The following is a 17232-nucleotide window of genomic DNA, read 5'->3' as shown; positions in this document are numbered from 1 at the left end:
CTGAACGCGGCGGCGCTGGCACCGTACAAGTGTTCCGTGTTGGCTGAGGCCGACGGACCGACGCGGCGCGAGCGCCTTCGCGGCCTCTTATAATCGGATCTCGAAGCGGCGGCGGGCGCAGTCACCCGCCGCCTTGCCTTTCGATTTTTCGTACGCGAAGAGGAACGCCGCAATGTACATCGCCATGAATCGCTTCAAGGTCGCGCCGGGCTCCGAGGCCGCATTCGAGGAAGTCTGGGCCACGCGCGACACGCACTTGAAGCAAGTGCCCGGCTTCATCGAATTTCATCTGCTCAAAGGCCCGCAGCGCGAAGACCACGTGCTCTACGCGAGCCACACGATCTGGGCGAGTCACGCGCACTTCGAAGACTGGACGCGTTCCGACGCCTTTCGCGCGGCGCATCGAAACGCGGGCAATGCCGGCGGGGCAAACCGTCCGGTCTATTTGAGCCATCCCGAGTTCGAAGGCTTCGAAGTCGTGCAAACCGTGAAGTAGGCGCTGCACGCGAAGTCTGGGTCGACATCGGTAAATCTGGGCACGCGCTGCGCCAAAGCTACACGCTCGCAGCGCGCACCACCGCGGTGCCCCATGTATCCGGCCCCTCTCTTCTCGTCTATCCGCTGCGCTGCGGGCTCTGGGCCCAAACCTTGCTTGACACAAGCCCGCCCTCGCGCGCAACGGCATTGGTGGCGCGCGCCATCGCGTCCCCAACCGACGAGCCCATGAAGAAAAAAACCGCCACCCGTATCGTTGAAGGACAGCCGTTCCCGCTCGGCGCCACCTGGAACGGCCGCGGCGTGAACTTCGCGCTATTCTCCGCGAACGCTACCAGGGTCGAGCTGTGTCTCTTCGACAAGAGCGGCCTGCGCGAACTCGAACGCATCGAGTTGCCCGAATACACCGACGAGGTGTGGCACGTCTATCTGCCCGACCTCGCACCGGGCGCCATCTACGGCTATCGCGTGCACGGGCCCTACGAGCCGCAGGCGGGCCATCGCTTCAATCCGCACAAGCTGCTGCTCGATCCGTATGCGAAGGCGCACGTGGGCGCGCTGCGCTGGCATCCCGCCGTGTTCGGCTACACGATCGGGAGCCCCGACGGCGATCTCTCGTTCGACACGCGAGACAGCGCGCGTTATGTGCCGCGCTGCCGCGTGGTCGATCAGGGCTTCACATGGCACCACCCGATGCGCGAACGTGTGCCGCGCGAGCGCACGATCATCTACGAAACGCATGTGCGCGGCTTCACGATCCGCCACCCCGACGTGCCGCACGAAGAGCGCGGCACCTTCGCGGGGCTCGCGCAGACGCCGGTGCTCGAATATATCCGCGGGCTCGGCGTGACATCCGTGGAGTTGCTGCCCATCCACACCTTCGTGAATGACTCGCACCTGCTCGAACGCGGTCTCACGAACTACTGGGGCTACAACACCATCGGCTTCTTCGCGCCGGACCCGCGCTACTCGGTGGGCGCGCACGGCTCGATCGACGAGTTCAAGAACATGGTGGACCGCCTGCACCAGGCGGGTCTCGAAGTGATACTCGACGTGGTCTACAACCACACCGCTGAAGGCAGCGAACTCGGTCCGACGCTCTCGTTTCGAGGCATCGACAATGCTTCGTACTACCGGCTACCCGAAGACCGGCGCTACTACATCAACGACACAGGCACGGGCAATACGCTCAACCTCTCGCACCCGCGCGTGCTGCAGATGGTCACGGACAGCCTGCGCTACTGGGTGCTCGAAATGGGCGTGGACGGTTTTCGCTTCGACCTCGCGACGATCCTCGGGCGCGAGCCCTATGGCTTCGACGAAGGCGGCGGCTTTCTCGACAGCTGCCGCCAGGACCCGATTCTCGCGAGCGTGAAGCTGATTGCCGAGCCGTGGGACTGCGGGCCGGGCGGCTACCAGGTGGGCGGCTTCCCGCCCGGCTGGATGGAATGGAACGACCGCTTTCGCGACACCGCGCGCGCCTGGTGGAAAGGCGACGAGGGCAAGGCGCCCGAACTCGCCACGCGCCTGTGCGCTTCGGGCGACAGCTTCAACCGGCGCGGACGGCGGCCATGGTCGAGCGTGAACTTCGTCACTGCGCACGACGGATTCACGCTGAACGATCTCGTTTCGTACAACGACCGTCACAACGAAGCCAACGGCGAAGAGAACCGCGACGGCCACGGCGACAATCTCTCGTGGAACTGCGGCGCGGAAGGCCCGACCGATGACCCCGAGATCCGCGCGCTGCGCGAGCGCCAGAAGCGCAACTTCCTCGCCACGCTGCTGCTCTCGCAGGGCACGCCGATGCTGCTCGCGGGCGACGAGTTCGGTCGCACGCAGCGAGGCAACAACAACGCGTACTGCCAGGACAACGACGTGAGCTGGGTGGACTGGGAGGGCATCGACGACACGGGCCGCGCGCTCGCCGACTTCGTGCGCAAGCTTACCGCGCTGCGCCATGCGCTGCCGGTGCTGCGACGCAACCGGTTTCTCATCGGCGAGCACAACGCGACGCTCGACGTCACCGACGTCGAATGGCTCTCGCCCGCAGGCGTACCGCTCGCTCAGGAGCAGTGGGACGATGCGGCCATGCGTTGCTTCGGCATGCTGATCGATGGACGATCGCAAACGAGTGGCATCATGCGCCTCGCCTCGGATGCGACCATGCTCATCGTGTTCAACGCCTATCACGACGTGGTGGATTTCACGCTTCCTTCGGTGCCGGGCAACGACCAGTGGAACTGCCTCATCGACACGAACATGCCCGTGCGCGACGAACTGCCCGAATTCGAAGCGGGCGATATCTACCAGGTGACGGGCCGTTCGCTGCTGCTGTTCGCGCTGCATGCGCGTGGCGCGACACAGCGGGTGTTCGACCGGCTGGAGGAAGACCTGACGGGTTGAACGGCAGGCTTTTGGCGGATTGGCGGCGAGGCCGCCAGTCCGTTTTGTTGGGCGTGACGGGGCTGACTGTTAGTTGCACAATTCCGAGACCAACGGCCGCCTCATCGCAGCACCGCCGACATCGCCGACAAGCTATTGAGCGTGCGCACGAGAAACTCGGCGGTTGGCGCCCCAAACCGGATCACGCAGCCCGCCGCGCGCTCGACACCCGGCCACTGCGCAAAGAGATCCGCCAGCGCAGTCGTCTGCGTGTGCAGTTCGCACGTGCGCATACGCGGCGCCGCACACGCGCGGTCCCACCATTCGCCGTCGCGTGCGATCTGCCCGGCGGCTTCGCGCGCCGCGTCGCGAACCCGTTCGCGGCTCGCGGCGGGCGTCAACAGATCGCCGCTCGCGTGGCCGCGGGCGCGCTTCACGACGACGAACTTCGCATCGGGAAAAGCGGGCCGCGTTTCGTCTTCGAATACATCGTCACCGCTGAGCAGCGCCACGCGTGCGCCGTATTCCTGCGCGAGCGCGCCATACAGCCCCGCCTCGCCCGTCGCCACGCCATCCACGAGCACGCGCGCGAACGCAAAGCTGTTGATGGTGTGCGCAAGCATGCCGCGGCTTTGCGCCATGGCGTGATAGCCGATCATGAAAACAAGCGCGGGCCGGTGCTCGAGCCCCGCCATCATGCCAAGCGTGCGCGGCTTGCCGAGTATCACGCGTGCGCGCGCGTCGATCTCGTCGAGCAGCAGGTTGTTGAAACCGCCATGCGAGTCGTTGACCCACACTTCGCTCGCGCCGCCCGAGAATGCGCCTTCCACGGCCGCGTTCGCCTCGAGCGTCATCCAGCGGCGGGCCTGTTCGTACTCGGCGTTTCCCGCGCGCGTTTGCTGAACGTTGAAGACGCCGCCTATGCCTTCGATATCGACCGAAATGAGTACCTTCACGCGTGCACTCCGCCTGAACGAAGATCGGCGAGATCGGGCGCCGCTTCGCGCAGCGCGAGACGCACATGGCCATCGCGGCCCTGCACAGTGCGTGCGCTCCACAAGGCGTCGAGAATCGCCTGCTCGACGCAATCGGCGCCTGCCTGAAGCAGGGGATCGAGTTGCGAGTCGGCGAGCAAGGGCGGCAACGCGTGGGTCGATGCGTCGTGCGCCAATGTGTACGCGGTGCTGAACGCCATGGCGATATCGCCGCTGCCGTGTCCATAGACGGACCCCGTGCGCGCAAGACCTGCTGCCGTGCGCAGCGCAACGCGTCGAAGCTGCCGCGCGTCGAGCGGCGCGTCCGTGGCGATCAGCATGATGATCGAGCCCTTCTCCGGCGCCTGCGTCGCGTGGTTCGACGCCGCGCGCGCAGCAAGCTCGCGCCCCACGGGCACACCGTCTATCGTCAGCATCGGCAAGCGGCCGAAGTTCGCCAGCACGAGCGCGCCCACGGTGTACTGCATGCCCGCCGCCTGCACGACGCGCGACGCCGTGCCGATGCCGCCTTTCAGATCGAAGCTCGACATGCCGCGCCCCGCGCCTACGCTGCCGCGTGCGAAGTCGGCGCTCGCGGCGGCGCAGGCCGCGAGATAGTGTTCCTCCTGAACGGCCAGCGCCTGAATGTCGTTCAGGTAACCGTCGTTGCACTCGAACACGAGCGGATTGACGGTCGGCAGGTCGCGCCCGATTTGCGGATTCGCCACGACCGCCGCGCGAACCTGCGCCTGTGCGAGCGTGCCCACCGCAAACGTGTTGCTCAGCGCAGCCGGCGTTTCGAGCACGCCCAACTCTTCGAGCTGCATGAGCCCGATGCTCTTGCCGAATCCGTTGATCACACAAGCGCTCGCCGGCACCTTCTCGCGAAAGAGGTCGCCTGCATGCGGCAGCAGCACGGTCACGCCCGTTTGCACGTCGCCCGCGTCGAGCGTGCAGTGCCCGACGCGCACACCGCTGACGTCGGCAATCGTTCCCGTTGCGCCGCTCGCCAGTGTGCCGATATGCGGCGCAGTATCTCCACAATCGATGCTCATGCGCGGTCCAGCTTCGGGTCGAGTGCGTCGCGCAAGCCGTCACCCAGCAGATTGAACGCGAGCACGGTGAGGAAGATGGCGAGGCTCGGGAACAGCGCGATATGCGGCGCCGTCACCATATCGGCGCGCGCCTCGTTGAGCATGGCGCCCCACTCCGGCGTGGGCGGCTGCGCGCCGAGGCCGATGAACGACAGGCTCGCGGCCGTGATGATCGACGTGCCGATACGCATGGTCAGATAAACGATCACGGACGACACGGTGCCCGGCAGGATGTGCCGCATGATGATCGTCCAGTCCGACGCGCCAATGCTGCGCGCGGCCTCCACATACGTGAGATGCTTGAGCATGAGCGTATTGCCGCGCACGAGCCGCGCGAACGCCGGAATGCTGAACACCGCCACCGCGCACACCACGTTGATCATGCCGTTGCCGAGGATCGCCACCACGCCGATGGCGAGCAGAATGCCTGGGAATGCGAACAGCACGTCGGCTACACGCATGGTGATGCGATCCCACCAGCCTTCATAGTAGCCCGCGAGCAAGCCGAAGAAAGTGCCGACTACAGCGCCCAGCGCCACCGAAAGAAAACCCGCCGCGAGCGAAATGCGCGTGCCCGCGAGTATGCGGCTGAAAATATCGCGGCCCAGCGCGTCCACGCCGAACCAGTGGGCCGCCGAGGGACCCGCGTTGAGCGAGTCGTAATCGAAGTAATTTTCCGGGTCGTAAGGCACGAGATGCGGTGCGAACACCGCGATCACCACCAGCAGCAGCACGAACGCGCCCGCGCCGAGTGCGACGTGCTGCTTGCGGAACTTGCGCCAGAATTCGCGCCACGGCGTGCGGATCGCTTCGTCCTCTACGCGTACGGCTTCGTTTAGGGTCGTGCTCATGGCGGGCTCACCTGAATCGAATGGTCGGATTGATGACCGCGTACAACACGTCCACGATCAGATTGATGACGATGAACTCGAGCGAGAACAACAGCACTTCGGCCTGAATCACGGGGTAATCGCGCATCGCAACCGAATCGACGAGCAGACGCCCGAGGCCCGGCCAGTTGAACACCACCTCCACGACGATCGAGCCGCCCAGCAGGAAGCCGAACTGCAGGCCCATCATCGTGACGACGGGGATCATCGCGTTGCGCAGGCAATGCTTGATCACCACCCATTGTTCGGCGACGCCCTTCGCGCGCGCCGTGCGAACGAAGTCCTCGTTGAGCACTTCGACGAAAGAAGCCCGAGTGAAGCGCGCCATCACCGCCGCCACGGCCGCGCCGAGCGTGACCGACGGCAGCACGTAGCTGCGCCACGAACCGTCGCTCACCACGGGCAGCCAGCCCAGGTGCACCGAGAACAGCTCCATGAGCGCCATGCCGAGCGCGAAAGCCGGAAACGAAATGCCCGACACCGCGAGCGCCATGCCAATGCGATCGGGCCAGCGATTGCGCCACACGGCCGAGACGATGCCGATCGCCATGCCGAACACCACGGCCCAGACCATGCTGGTGAGCGTGAGCAGCAGCGTGGGCATGAAACGCTCGCCGATTTCGGTGACGACGGGGCGCTTGCTGCGCATCGAAACACCGAAATCGCCGTGAGCGATGCGCACGAAGAAGTGGAGGAACTGCTGCGGCAGCGGCTGGTCAAGGCCGAGATCGGCGCGCACGAGCGCAACCGTGGCGTCGTCCGCTTCGGGACCGGCCGCGAGGCGCGCGGGGTCGCCCGGCAGCAGGTGCACGAACAGGAACACGAGGACCGCGACGATCAGGAGCGTCGGCAGCAGACCCAGCGAGCGTTTGACAATGAAATTCAGCATGAGCGCGTTACTGCATCGGGGCGTGCGCGCCGCGCCGGACACTAGCGATCCGGCGCGGCGCGCAACGCATTAGCGAATCGAGATCTCGTCGAAGTCGAACGAGCCGTCCGGCGCCACATACGCGCCGGCCAGGCGCTTGCTGCGGGCGTACACGACCTTCTCCTTCACGAGGAATACCCACGGGGCGTCGGCCCAGATGCGCTTTTGCGCGTCGGTGTAGAGCGCCGTCTTTTGCGCGCGGTCCGTCGTTTCGAGCGCCTTCGCGAGGTCCTCATCGACCGCCGGGTTCTTGTAGTACGCCGTGTTCATGAGCTTGGGCGGCCACGATGCCGAAGCGAGCAGCGGCGAGATGCCCCAGTCCGCCTCACCCGTGGACGACGACCAGCCGATGTAATACATGCGCACGCCGGCCGTTGCCGGGTCCTGCGCGCTTTCCACGCGCGCGACCGCGGTGCCCGTTTCGAGCGCTTCGACGTTCGCCTTCACGCCCACTTGCGCGAGCTGTTGCTGCACGAACTGAATCGCCTTTTGCGCGGTCGAGTTGTTATACGCCGACCACAGCGTCGTTTCGAAGCCGTTCGGGTAACCGGCCTGCTTGAGCAGTTCGCGCGCCTTGGCCGGATCGTACGGCCAGGGGCCGAGCTTGATCGAGTAGTCCACACCTTGCGGCAGTACGCCGTCCGAAGGCAGCGCGTAGCCCCCGAATGCCACCTTCGCCAGCGCGTCCTTGTTGATCGCGTAGTTCAGCGCCTGGCGCACGAGCGGGTTGTCGAACGGTTTCTTCGCGGTGTTCAGGCTGATGTAGCGCTGGATGATCGAGGGGGTGGCGATCAGGTCCACCTTCGGGTTCGACTGGAACGCGCTCGCCTGCTCGAACGGAATGCGGAAGGCAAAGTCCGCTTCGCCGGTGCGCATGAGCGCCGCGCGCGTGTTGTTGTCGGCCACCGGCTTCCAGTCGATCTCGTCGATCTTCGGGTAGCCCTTCTTCCAGTAGCCGTCGAACTTGTGCACGACGAGGTCGCCGGCCGGGTCCCACTTCACGAACGCGAACGGGCCCGTGCCCACCGGATGCAGGCCGATGTCCTTGCCCCACTTCTTCATTGCCGCCGGCGAGATCATCACCGCCGACGGGTGCGCGAGCACGTTCACGAACGCCGAGAACGGCGCGTTCAGCGTGACCTTTACCGTGTACGGATCGACCGCTTCGGTCTTCGCGATGCGGCGGAACATGTTGTAGCGCTTCAGGTGATTCGCCGGGTCCGTCACACGGTCGAAGTTCGACTTCACAGCCGCCGCGTTGAAGTCGGTGCCGTCCTGGAACTTGACGCCTTCGCGCAGCTTGAAGGTGTAGACGAGACCGTCGCCGCTGACTTCATAGCTCGTGGCGAGCACGTTGGTGAGCTTGAGGTCCTTGTCGAAACCGAACAGGCCCTGGTAGAACGACTTCGAAACCGCCTGCGAAAGCGTATCGTTGGCGTCGTACGGATCGAGCGTCGAGAAGGTCGAATCGACGGCCATCACCGCGCGCTGTTCGGCGGCTTGTACGGCAGTCGCGCCGGCGATCAGCGCGAGTGCGAGCGCGCTGCCCTTCATCCATGTTTTGACTTCTTTCATCAATCAGGTCTCCATAGCAATGAATCTTGACGACTCGGCGAAATATTCCAGCTAAACAGTGAACGATTGCGTGGCATGCGGGCGTGTTCAGTACGCGCCGCCCACCCGATGCTTTGCAACGAAGTGGCCGGGGCCGACCGACACGAGCGGTAGGACCTGCGGCTCGTCGCCGGGTGCGCGAATCGGGCTCGGCAGTTCGTCGGCGGCGAGCACGCGCTTCGCGTGGCGGCGCGCCGGATCGGCGATCGGCACCGCGCCCATGAGCTTCCTTGTATAGGCGTGCTGCGGGTTCTCGAACACGGCGCGGCGCGGGCCGATCTCGACGATCTGCCCCAGGTACATCACCGCGACGCGATGGCTCACGCGTTCCACCACGGCCATATCGTGCGAGATGAAGAGATACGCCACACCAAGCTCCTGCTGCAGGTCGAGCATCAGGTTGACGATCTGCGCCTGCACGGAAACGTCGAGCGCCGACACCGATTCGTCGGCGATCACGACTTTCGGGTTCATCGACAGCGCTCGTGCGATGGCAATGCGCTGACGCTGGCCGCCCGAGAATTCGTGCGGATAGCGGCCCGCCGCCGACTTCGGCAAGCCCACGCGATCGAGCAGCCATTCCACGCGGGCCTGCGCCTCTGCGCCCTTCGCGATGCCGTGCACGAGCAATGGCTCCATGATCGAGAAGCCCACCGTGAGGCGCGGGTTGAGCGAGGCGAACGGGTCCTGAAAAATGAACTGGATATCGCGGCGCAACGTCTGTAGCGCGGGGCCCGTGAGGGTGCTGATATTCCGGCCGCCGAATTCGATCGTGCCGCTCTGGCTCTCGACGAGCCGCAGCAGCGAGCGGCCCGTGGTCGATTTACCGCAACCGGATTCGCCCACCAGCGCGAGCGTTTCGCCGGCGTGAAGATCGAAGCTGACTTTTTCGACCGCATGCACGCGGCCCGTGACCTTGCCGAACAATCCGCTGCGCACGGGAAAGCGCGTGACGAGGTCGCGCACGCGCAGGACCGGCGGCGCGTTCGTTTCTGGCGCGTTCGCCGGAGGGTTCGACGTGGCGACCGGGCGCGCCGCTTCGCTCATCGACAGCAGCGGGAACTTCTCCGGCAAGTCCGTGCCCTGCATTGCGCCAAGCCTCGGCACCGCGGCGAGCAACGCCTGCGTGTAACGGTGCGAAGGCGCGGCGAACAGCGCATCGGATGCGCCCTCTTCCACCTTTTCCCCGCGATACATCACGAGAATGCGGTCCGCCACTTCGGCGACCACGCCCATGTCGTGCGTGATGAAGACCACGCCCATATCCATCTCGTCCTGCAGGCCGCGAATGAGTTGCAGGATCTGCGCCTGGATCGTCACGTCGAGTGCCGTGGTCGGTTCGTCGGCAATCAGGAGCGCGGGCTTGCACGAAAGCGCCATCGCAATCATCACGCGCTGGCGCATGCCGCCCGAAAGCTGATGCGGGAAGCGGTCCATCACGCGGCGCGCCTCGGGAATGCGCACGAGGTCGAGCAGGCGCAGCGTTTCGGCGCGCGCCTGCGCGGCGTTCATCTGCTGATGCAACGCGATCGCCTCGCTGATCTGGTTGCCCACCGTGAACACCGGGTTCAGCGAAGTCATCGGCTCCTGGAAGATCATCGCGATGTCCGCGCCGCGCACCGAGCGCATGGTCGAGCTACTCGCACGCGTGAGATCGAGCACGCTGCCGTTGCGACGGCGCAGGTCGATGCTGCCGCCCGTAATGCGGCCGCCGCCGTGCTCGGCGAGCCGCATCAGCGAAAGCGATGTGACCGACTTGCCCGAACCCGATTCGCCGACGATGGCGAGCGTCTCGCCCCGGTCGACGTGGAACGACAGATTGCGCACGGCTTCGAACGCGCCCGCGCCGCGCCTGAACGACACGGAAAGGTTACGGACGTCGATCACGCGATTCGGCGGCAGCGCGGCCTTTTCGCTGACCGGCGCGATATCAGGACGGTTCGATGACATCTGCACGATGAGGATTCCTTCGTTTGGTGCGCAAAAAAGGATGCGCCGCTTAAGCGTAGATCGACGCAACGGGCGCTTCGCCCACGCGCGCGTAGCCGCGGTACATGCCTTCGGTATTGAACGGCAGGACCACGTTGCCTTGTGCATCCACGGCGATCAGGCCGCCGCGGCCGTCGATGCGCGGCAACTTCTCCATCACGACGTTCGTGGCTGCTTCGGAGAGCGAAACACCGCGATATTTCATTTGCGCCGCCACGTCGTAGGCCGCGACCATGCGCATGAACATTTCGCCCGATCCCGTGGTGGACACCGCACAGGTGGCGTCGTCGGCATAGCAGCCCGCACCGATCAGCGGCGCGTCGCCCACGCGGCCCACCTGCTTGTTCGTAATGCCGCCCGTCGAAGTCGCCGCCGCGACGTGGCCGTGCGCGTCGAGCGCCACCGCGCCCACCGTGCCGAACTTGCGGTTCGGGTCGATCGGCTCGTGCGGCAGGCTGTCCGCCGATGCGTTTGCAGCTGCCTTTGCTTCGAGCGTTGCCCCGTCGTGATCGAGCATCGCGCGCGCTTCACCGCGGGCGAGCTGCCACTGGCGGTAGCGCGCATCGGTGTGGAAGTAGGAGGAATCAACAAATTCGAGGCCCTGGGCCGCTGCAAACGCTTCCGCGCCTTCGCCCGTGAACAGCACGTGTTCGCTCTGCTCCAGCACGCGGCGCGCCGCCAGCACCGGATTGCGCACGCGCGTGACGCAGCACACGGCGCCCGCTTCGAGCGTACGGCCGTCCATGATCGAGGCGTCGAGTTCATGCGTGCCCGCGGACGTGAACACCGCGCCGTGGCCCGCGTTGAATAGCGGACAGTCTTCGAGCAGGCGCACCGCTTCTTCGACGGCGTCGAGCGCGCTGCCGCCTTCCGAGAGGATGCGCTGGCCAGCCGCGAGAATGCCGCTCAGCGCGTCGAGATACTGGGTTTCGACTTCGGGCGCCATCGATGCGCGCAGGATCGTGCCGGCGCCGCCGTGAATGGCAATGACTGCGTTCGATTTCATGACTTCTTTTTCGTTGGGGAAGACGGAGCGGCTGGCGCGACAGACGCCTGCGCCGAGGCCGAAGTGAGCCACGGCAGCACCGATTCGGTGATGGCCGCCGCAGCGACGACGGAATCCTTCGCGCGCAACGCCACGGCGTCGCAAAGCGCTTCGATGACGGCCAGCACCGCGGCCTCCGAGTTCGCCGCAAGGCGACGTTCGGAACGGATCGGCAGCGTGAGATCGGCGAAGCGCGCGAGCGGCGAGTCGATGCTGTCGGTGAGCGCGAGCACGCGCGCGCCCAGCTTCGCGGCGTGGCGCGAGAGCTTGATCGTGTCGTCCACGTAGCGCGGAAACGCGATGCCGATCACCAGATCGTCCTTGTTCGCGCCGAGCAGCCTGCGCGCCGAATGCGTGGGGCCGCCGACCGAGGCGAGCGCCTGCACGTTGTCGAGATACGGCAGCAGGGCGTTCTCCATGAGTCCGGCGAGAAACGCGCTCGTGCCCGAGCCGATTATGTAGACGCGGCGCGCAGAGAGAATCGCGTCCACGGCTGCGGCAGCCGCTGCGCTGTCGATCGACTGGCGCGACAAACGCAGGTTCGACTCGGCCTGCTCCAGCGAGGCGCCGAATAGCTCGGCGCCGCTGGTCGGCGATTCCTGCGCGCTGCGCAGCCGCTCGACCGGCGCGAGCGTGGCCTCGAAGCCGCGCACGAGCGCCTCGCGAAACTGCGGATAGCCGTCGAACCCGAGCGAGCGCGCAAAGCGGTTGGCCGTGGCCACCGAAGCGCCCACCGCGTCCGCCAGTTCGTCGATGCGCATGGTCGCGGCATGGAACAGGTTTGCGAGCACATACTCGGCCATGCGCCGGTGGCCCGGTGTGAGAACGGGCATCGCGGCGGTGATGCGCGCGACGATCTCGGCTTCGGGCGTGTCGGGAGTTGACGGTCGGGTCGGCATACGTGAACGGGAGTCGGGACGCTGAGGGGAACGGCACGTGCCGTAAATGAAATTACATGGGCGGATCTTAGTGAAAATTAATTTTCATCGCGCCCGGGGTTTACCCTATTCGAGCAAAGCGCGGGAGAAATTGGCTTGATCGGGCGCAACGAGGAGCGAAGCTGCGCGCGCCGAACACGTTGCTGGAACCTGGAACGAGAAGCCGGCAGAGGCGGATGCCGGAAAGCATTTCGCCCGCAGGCGAGATAAGGCGCGGCTACACTTGGGGAGTGGCGCCGCACTTGCCGACAGCCAGACGCTAGCGGCAATCGAATCAGTCACATGAGAACGGAGCGTGCAGCTTCACGACGCCACCATCGCTTCAGCGCTCGGCGCCAACCGCCACGTGTTGCGCCCCGCGCGCTTCGCTTCGTACATGGCCGCATCGGCGAGACACAGCGCATCGTCGGCCAGCGCCCTGTTCCCGGCTTCGGTCGAGAGCATCGCGCTCGTTGCGTCCACCACACCGGCCGCGCCTGTCACGCCCGCCAGCACGACGCCCACGCTCGCGCTCGTCTCGATCACGCGGCCCGCGACGATGAACGCCTTCGACACTTCACGGCAAATGGCCGCTGCGATGCGCTCGCCGGTGCGCGCGTCGCTCACGCCGCGGCTCGCCACCACGAATTCGTCGCCGCCCAGGCGGCTCACCACGTCGCCCGTGCGCACGGTGGCGACGAGCCTGCGCGCGATCTCCCTGAGCAAAGCGTCGCCCACGTCGTGGCCGTAACGGTCGTTGATGGACTTGAAGCCGTCCATGTCCATGAAGAAGAGTGAGAAGGGCTCACCGCTCGTGCGCAGTTCGCGCAGCGTTTCCTGCAGCGCGCGCCGGTTCGCGAGCCCCGTGAGCGGGTCGATCAGCGCGCCCTCGCGCAGGCGTTGCTCGGTGCGGCGCTGCTCGGTCACGTCGTGCGCCATCACGTAAAAGCCCGTCACCTTGCCTTCGCGCTTGGCCGGAATGTAGGTGGCCGACCACACGCGGTCGGCATCGGCCCGATACCGCACCTCGTCGCAGGTCACGCGTTCACCGGCCAGCGCGCGCGCAAAGAGCGGCTGCAACTGCTCGAACACTTCGGGGCGCAGCGTCTCGCTCAGGCTGCGTCCGCGCAGCGCCGCCGGCTCCGCGCCGAATACGCGCTTGAACGTCTCGTTGTTGAACTGGTAGCACAGATCGCGATCGACCACGGCGATGAGCGCCGGCACGTTGTCGGTGATGGTCTGCAGCGCGTCGCGGCTGCGCCGCAGCTCTCCCGTGCGTTCGCGCACGCGCTCTTCGAGCTCGACGTGATAGTTGCGCAATGCCTCTTCGCTCTTCTTGCGGCTCGTAATGTCCTGCACCGCCGCGATGAAATGCAGCGGCGTGCCCGACACGTCGCGCACGAGCGACACCGCGAGATTGACCCACACAGCCTGGCCGTCGCGCCGCAGATAGCGCTTTTCGATCGCATACGTGGCCTGGCGGCCCGCGAGCAGCTCGGCCACTTGCGCGAGATCGGCGGCGATGTCGGCCGGGTGCGTGACCGAGGCGAACGTGCGGCGGCGCAGTTCGCTCTCCTCGTAGCCGATGATCTCCGAGAACTTCTGGTTCACGTCGAGAAAACGGCCGTCGAGATCGACCACGGCCTTGCCGATCGGCGTTTGCTGGAACACGGTCCGAAAGCGCGCCTCGCTGATGGCGAGCGAACGGCGGTCGCGCTCGTGCGCCGTGCGCGAGCGGTTCAACTGCCGGCGCAATTCCAGCTCGCGCTCGACGAGATGCGCGAAATCCGCGAGCATGGCGGCCTGGGCCGCGTCGAACGTGCGCGGCTTTTCGTCGATCAGGCACAGTGTGCCGACCACCTGGCCGTCGGCGAGGCACAGCGGCGAACCTGCATAGAAGCGGATGTTCGGCGCGCCCGTGACAAGCGGATTGTCGAGAAAGCGCTCGTCGTCGAGCGCGTCTTCCACCACGAGCATGCACTTGCTCAGCACGGCGTGCGCGCAGAACGACACGCTGCGCGGCGTTTCGCACGCGGCCAGCCCATGGTGCGACTTGAACCATTGACGGTCTTCGTCCACGAGCGAGATCAGCACGATCGGCATGTCGAACGCGAAGGCGGCGAGCCGCGAGATGCGATCGAACGCCTCTTCGGGATCGGTGTCGAGTATGTCGAGTTGCCGCAGCGCCCGAAGGCGGACGTCCTCATCCAGAGGAAGCGGAGCAGTGATCATCGTGTGGGGGGCCCGGCAGGACGGATACGGTTTGCGTGGCGCTTTCCGCACCGGCGCGCCTCACCTGGGTTTACGGCCGGATCAAGCGAAAACTGAAGCGTGGGAATGCCCGCACCGCGCCTATCGCGCCAGCCTTGCGCGCCAGGCATTTCCCTTATGCAGGAATCGCAATATAAGCGCACGAACGTTCGGCATACGCGTGGTCGCGCAATCATCGAGCGCCACGGCCGTCACACCCGCGCTGCTCGCGTAGCCCGGCCCAACGGACGTTGCGCACTTTCTTCATGAAATGTCACAGCGGTCTAATTACTTCGATATCCGAATTACATTCGGTTTTTAACCGGTTCGTTAACGCGTTGCGAAATCGATCAAGCCCTCAAAAAAAACTTGTCTGGCGACTTCAGCAACGCTTTTTCAAGGCCGTAAAAAGGGCAAAGCTCCACCCTTCCGGTGTCACCATGAGAACCCTCGCGCAAACCCTGCGACTGAAACAGACTACCCGCATCGCCACCGCAGCGCGTATCGCCGCCGGCCGCGGCGCCGGCGCGCGCATGAGCGCCGCGCCGCGTGCGCGCCGCGCGCCGTCGCGCAGCGCTCATGAGCAGACCGGCACGTCGTGTCACTACGCCGTGCGCCGCCTCGCGGCGCAGTTGCGCACACGCAGAATCTAATGCCACACGGACATCGAGACATGAGACAGGAAACCGTGGCGGCCATGCCCGATCCCGCCGCTGCCTTGAATCCCTCAGCGGCGCTTCCCTGGTTAGTGCGTGCGCGCGCAACGTTGCGCGCCTCGATCCGCGCACGCACGAAGTTTTTCATCGGCCTGTTCTTTGCATTGTTCGCCACGCAAACCACACTGCTTGCGAGCCAGTTGATCGCGTTTGGCCACGCCTTCGAACGCGTGGATACGAGCTGGCACGATGAAAGCGCCGGGCAGGAAACCGAAGCACCACCGAGGCAAGCCGTCTCCGCCGCGCCGCGCGAACTCGCGGTCGAGAAGCTGCACAACCAGGTCCAGCGCGGCATCCTGCGCGTGCGTCACACGCTCGAAGCCGCCTTTGCGATTGCGCTCGCCACGCTTGCCTTTGGCCTCGTGCTGCTGCACTACCTCGAGCGTACGCTGCTGCGTCCGCTGCATACCTTGACCGATTCGCTCGTGCGCCTCGCGCACGGCGAAGACATGCGCGCATTGCCCGACATGAACCGCACCGACGAGATCGGCGCGATGGCGCATGCCTTCGATACGTTGTGCGAGAAGTCCCGCGAGCTGCATCTCGCCCACGAAGCCACGCGCGCCGCCGAGGCCCATGCCCAGGCGCTGGCGCGCCACGACCCGCTCACGGGCCTGCCCAACCGGCGTCTGCTCGCGGCGGAGATGAGCGCGGCGCTGGAGCGCACGCAGCACCGCTCGCCCGATTACCTCGTGTTCGTGATCGACCTCGACCGCTTCAAGCCCGTGAATGACTTTCACGGTCACGCCGCGGGCGACACGGTACTGTGCGAGATTGCCGCGCGTCTGCGTCGCGTGGTGCGTGACGGCGACACCGTTGCGCGCCTGGGCGGCGACGAGTTCGCCGTGCTCGCCCGCGTGCACCGCGACGACCACATCGAGGCCGCGAGCGAGCTGGCGCAGCGCCTGCTTGCCGCCACGCGCGCGCCCATCGACATCGGCAAGCTGCGCATCAACGTGGACGCGAGCATCGGCATCGCATGCTGCCCGCGCGACGGCGGCGACCCGGACGCGCTGCTGCGCGCCGCCGATATCGCCATGTACCGCGCCAAATGCGAAGGCAAGGGCACGTACCGCTTCTTCGAGCAGAAGATGGACGACGAGCTGCGCCTGCAGGCCTCGCTCGAATCGGACCTGCGCCGCGCGCTCGCGGGCGGCGAAATCCGGCCGTTCTACCAGCCGCTCGTGCGCCTCGCCGACGGGCAGACCACCGGCTTCGAGATTCTCGCGCGCTGGCATCACGAGCAGCGCGGCTGGATCTCGCCCGACGTGTTCGTGCCGCTCATCGAGCAGATGGGCATTTCGCCCGCGTTCACGGCTTCGATCCTGCGGCGCGCGTGCCGCGACGCGCTGGGCTGGCCCTCGCGCTACCACCTCGCGCTCAATCTCTCGCCCGCGCAGTTCAAGGACACGCAACTCGCGGCGCTGCTGCTCAGGATCCTCGCCGACGAGGGCATGCCGCCCGAGCGCATGGAGATCGAGATCACCGAATCGGCGCTGATGTACGACTTCGACGCGGCGCGCGCCGTGCTCGCGGACTTCCGCAACGCGGGGCTGCGCATGTCGCTCGACGACTTCGGCACCGGCTATTCGAGCCTGCAGCACCTGCGCGAGCTGAAGGTGGACAAGCTGAAGATCGACCGCTCCTTCGTGCTCTCGATGTCCTCGTGCAACGAGAGCGTCAAGATCGTCGACGCGATCATCGCGCTCTCCTCGAACCTGGGCATGAGCACCGTGGCCGAGGGCGTGGAGACTGCGGAACTCGCGCGCACGCTGGCGGCGAAGGGCTGCGACTACGCGCAGGGCTATTTCTTCGGCAAGGCGATGGCGGCGCGTGAAATCGACGCTTTGCTCAACGTGGATCGTGCGGCGAACGAGGCGCGGCCCAAGCGTCTCGTCGAGCCGGCCTGACCAGATTGACCCGTAGTACTTTGAG

At 65.9% G+C, this 17232-nt stretch carries 13 protein-coding genes; 4 read left to right on the top strand and 9 right to left on the bottom strand.

Features of this window, described 5'->3' with window-relative positions:
* Positions 1 to 172: 172 nt before the first annotated feature.
* Entirely contained in the window at positions 173 to 496 is a 324-nt protein-coding gene (locus tag AB3X98_RS18410; RefSeq protein ID WP_069265901.1) for an antibiotic biosynthesis monooxygenase, read from the top strand.
* A gap of 227 nt (positions 497 to 723) precedes the next feature.
* Positions 724 to 2901, top strand: coding sequence for a glycogen debranching protein GlgX (glgX, locus tag AB3X98_RS18405; RefSeq protein ID WP_368602432.1), 2178 nt, complete (start codon positions 724 to 726; stop codon positions 2899 to 2901).
* A 101-nt stretch (positions 2902 to 3002) separates the two neighbouring features.
* Here glgX and AB3X98_RS18400 read toward each other — a convergent pair whose 3' ends face one another.
* The 9 genes from AB3X98_RS18400 to AB3X98_RS18360 form a co-directional block, all read right to left on the bottom strand.
* A complete protein-coding gene (locus tag AB3X98_RS18400; RefSeq protein ID WP_368602431.1) occupies positions 3003 to 3836 on the bottom strand; it encodes a M55 family metallopeptidase in 834 nt (277 codons plus the stop codon).
* Positions 3833 to 4909, bottom strand: a complete 1077-nt coding sequence (locus AB3X98_RS18395) for a P1 family peptidase (RefSeq protein WP_368602430.1) — start codon at positions 4907 to 4909, stop codon at positions 3833 to 3835. The genes AB3X98_RS18400 and AB3X98_RS18395 overlap by 4 nt, the downstream gene beginning before the upstream one ends.
* A complete protein-coding gene (gene gsiD, locus AB3X98_RS18390; RefSeq protein ID WP_368602429.1) occupies positions 4906 to 5799 on the bottom strand; it encodes a glutathione ABC transporter permease GsiD in 894 nt (297 codons plus the stop codon). Before gsiD ends, AB3X98_RS18395 begins: the two co-directional genes overlap by 4 nt.
* Positions 5800 to 5806: 7 nt before the next feature.
* Positions 5807 to 6727, bottom strand: a complete 921-nt coding sequence (gene gsiC, locus AB3X98_RS18385) for a glutathione ABC transporter permease GsiC (protein WP_368602428.1) — start codon at positions 6725 to 6727, stop codon at positions 5807 to 5809.
* Between the two features lie 69 nt (positions 6728 to 6796).
* Entirely contained in the window at positions 6797 to 8341 is a 1545-nt protein-coding gene (gsiB, locus tag AB3X98_RS18380; protein WP_368602427.1) for a glutathione ABC transporter substrate-binding protein GsiB, read from the bottom strand.
* 87 nt (positions 8342 to 8428) lie between these two features.
* On the bottom strand, positions 8429 to 10330 hold the full coding sequence (locus AB3X98_RS18375) for a dipeptide ABC transporter ATP-binding protein (protein ID WP_368602597.1): 1902 nt from the start codon (positions 10328 to 10330) through the stop codon (positions 8429 to 8431).
* Between the two features lie 49 nt (positions 10331 to 10379).
* Complete coding sequence (locus AB3X98_RS18370) at positions 10380 to 11375, bottom strand: isoaspartyl peptidase/L-asparaginase family protein (protein WP_368602426.1); 996 nt, start codon at positions 11373 to 11375, stop codon at positions 10380 to 10382.
* On the bottom strand, positions 11372 to 12313 hold the full coding sequence (locus tag AB3X98_RS18365) for a MurR/RpiR family transcriptional regulator (protein WP_368602425.1): 942 nt from the start codon (positions 12311 to 12313) through the stop codon (positions 11372 to 11374). Before AB3X98_RS18365 ends, AB3X98_RS18370 begins: the two co-directional genes overlap by 4 nt.
* Before the next feature lie 342 nt (positions 12314 to 12655).
* The gene (locus AB3X98_RS18360; protein ID WP_368602424.1) at positions 12656 to 14563 is read right to left on the bottom strand and encodes a PAS domain S-box protein; all 1908 of its coding nucleotides are present in this window, start codon (positions 14561 to 14563) and stop codon (positions 12656 to 12658) included.
* 458 nt (positions 14564 to 15021) lie between these two features.
* Between AB3X98_RS18360 and AB3X98_RS18355 the strand changes: the two genes are divergently transcribed.
* On the top strand, positions 15022 to 15234 hold the full coding sequence (locus AB3X98_RS18355) for a hypothetical protein (RefSeq protein WP_368602423.1): 213 nt from the start codon (positions 15022 to 15024) through the stop codon (positions 15232 to 15234).
* A gap of 20 nt (positions 15235 to 15254) precedes the next feature.
* A complete protein-coding gene (locus AB3X98_RS18350; RefSeq protein WP_368602422.1) occupies positions 15255 to 17207 on the top strand; it encodes a putative bifunctional diguanylate cyclase/phosphodiesterase in 1953 nt (650 codons plus the stop codon).
* Positions 17208 to 17232: the final 25 nt, after the last annotated feature.

The organism is Paraburkholderia sp. BR14312 (assembly GCF_040948675.1).
Classification (GTDB): Bacteria; Pseudomonadota; Gammaproteobacteria; order Burkholderiales; family Burkholderiaceae; genus Paraburkholderia; species Paraburkholderia nodosa_A.
This window is presented reverse-complemented; position numbering and strand designations above follow the sequence as displayed.

Coding starts and splice junctions, on each gene's coding strand:
- AB3X98_RS18410 (WP_069265901.1), top strand. CDS start 173: ATGTACATCGCCATGAATCGCTTCAAGGTCGCGCCGGGCTCCGAGGCC.
- glgX (WP_368602432.1), top strand. CDS start 724: ATGAAGAAAAAAACCGCCACCCGTATCGTTGAAGGACAGCCGTTCCCG.
- AB3X98_RS18395 (WP_368602430.1), bottom strand. CDS start 4,909: ATGAGCATCGATTGTGGAGATACTGCGCCGCATATCGGCACACTGGCG.
- gsiD (WP_368602429.1), bottom strand. CDS start 5,799: ATGAGCACGACCCTAAACGAAGCCGTACGCGTAGAGGACGAAGCGATC.
- gsiC (WP_368602428.1), bottom strand. CDS start 6,727: ATGCTGAATTTCATTGTCAAACGCTCGCTGGGTCTGCTGCCGACGCTC.
- gsiB (WP_368602427.1), bottom strand. CDS start 8,341: ATGAAAGAAGTCAAAACATGGATGAAGGGCAGCGCGCTCGCACTCGCG.
- AB3X98_RS18375 (WP_368602597.1), bottom strand. CDS start 10,330: ATGTCATCGAACCGTCCTGATATCGCGCCGGTCAGCGAAAAGGCCGCG.
- AB3X98_RS18370 (WP_368602426.1), bottom strand. CDS start 11,375: ATGAAATCGAACGCAGTCATTGCCATTCACGGCGGCGCCGGCACGATC.
- AB3X98_RS18365 (WP_368602425.1), bottom strand. CDS start 12,313: ATGCCGACCCGACCGTCAACTCCCGACACGCCCGAAGCCGAGATCGTC.
- AB3X98_RS18360 (WP_368602424.1), bottom strand. CDS start 14,563: ATGATCACTGCTCCGCTTCCTCTGGATGAGGACGTCCGCCTTCGGGCG.
- AB3X98_RS18355 (WP_368602423.1), top strand. CDS start 15,022: ATGAGAACCCTCGCGCAAACCCTGCGACTGAAACAGACTACCCGCATC.
- AB3X98_RS18350 (WP_368602422.1), top strand. CDS start 15,255: ATGAGACAGGAAACCGTGGCGGCCATGCCCGATCCCGCCGCTGCCTTG.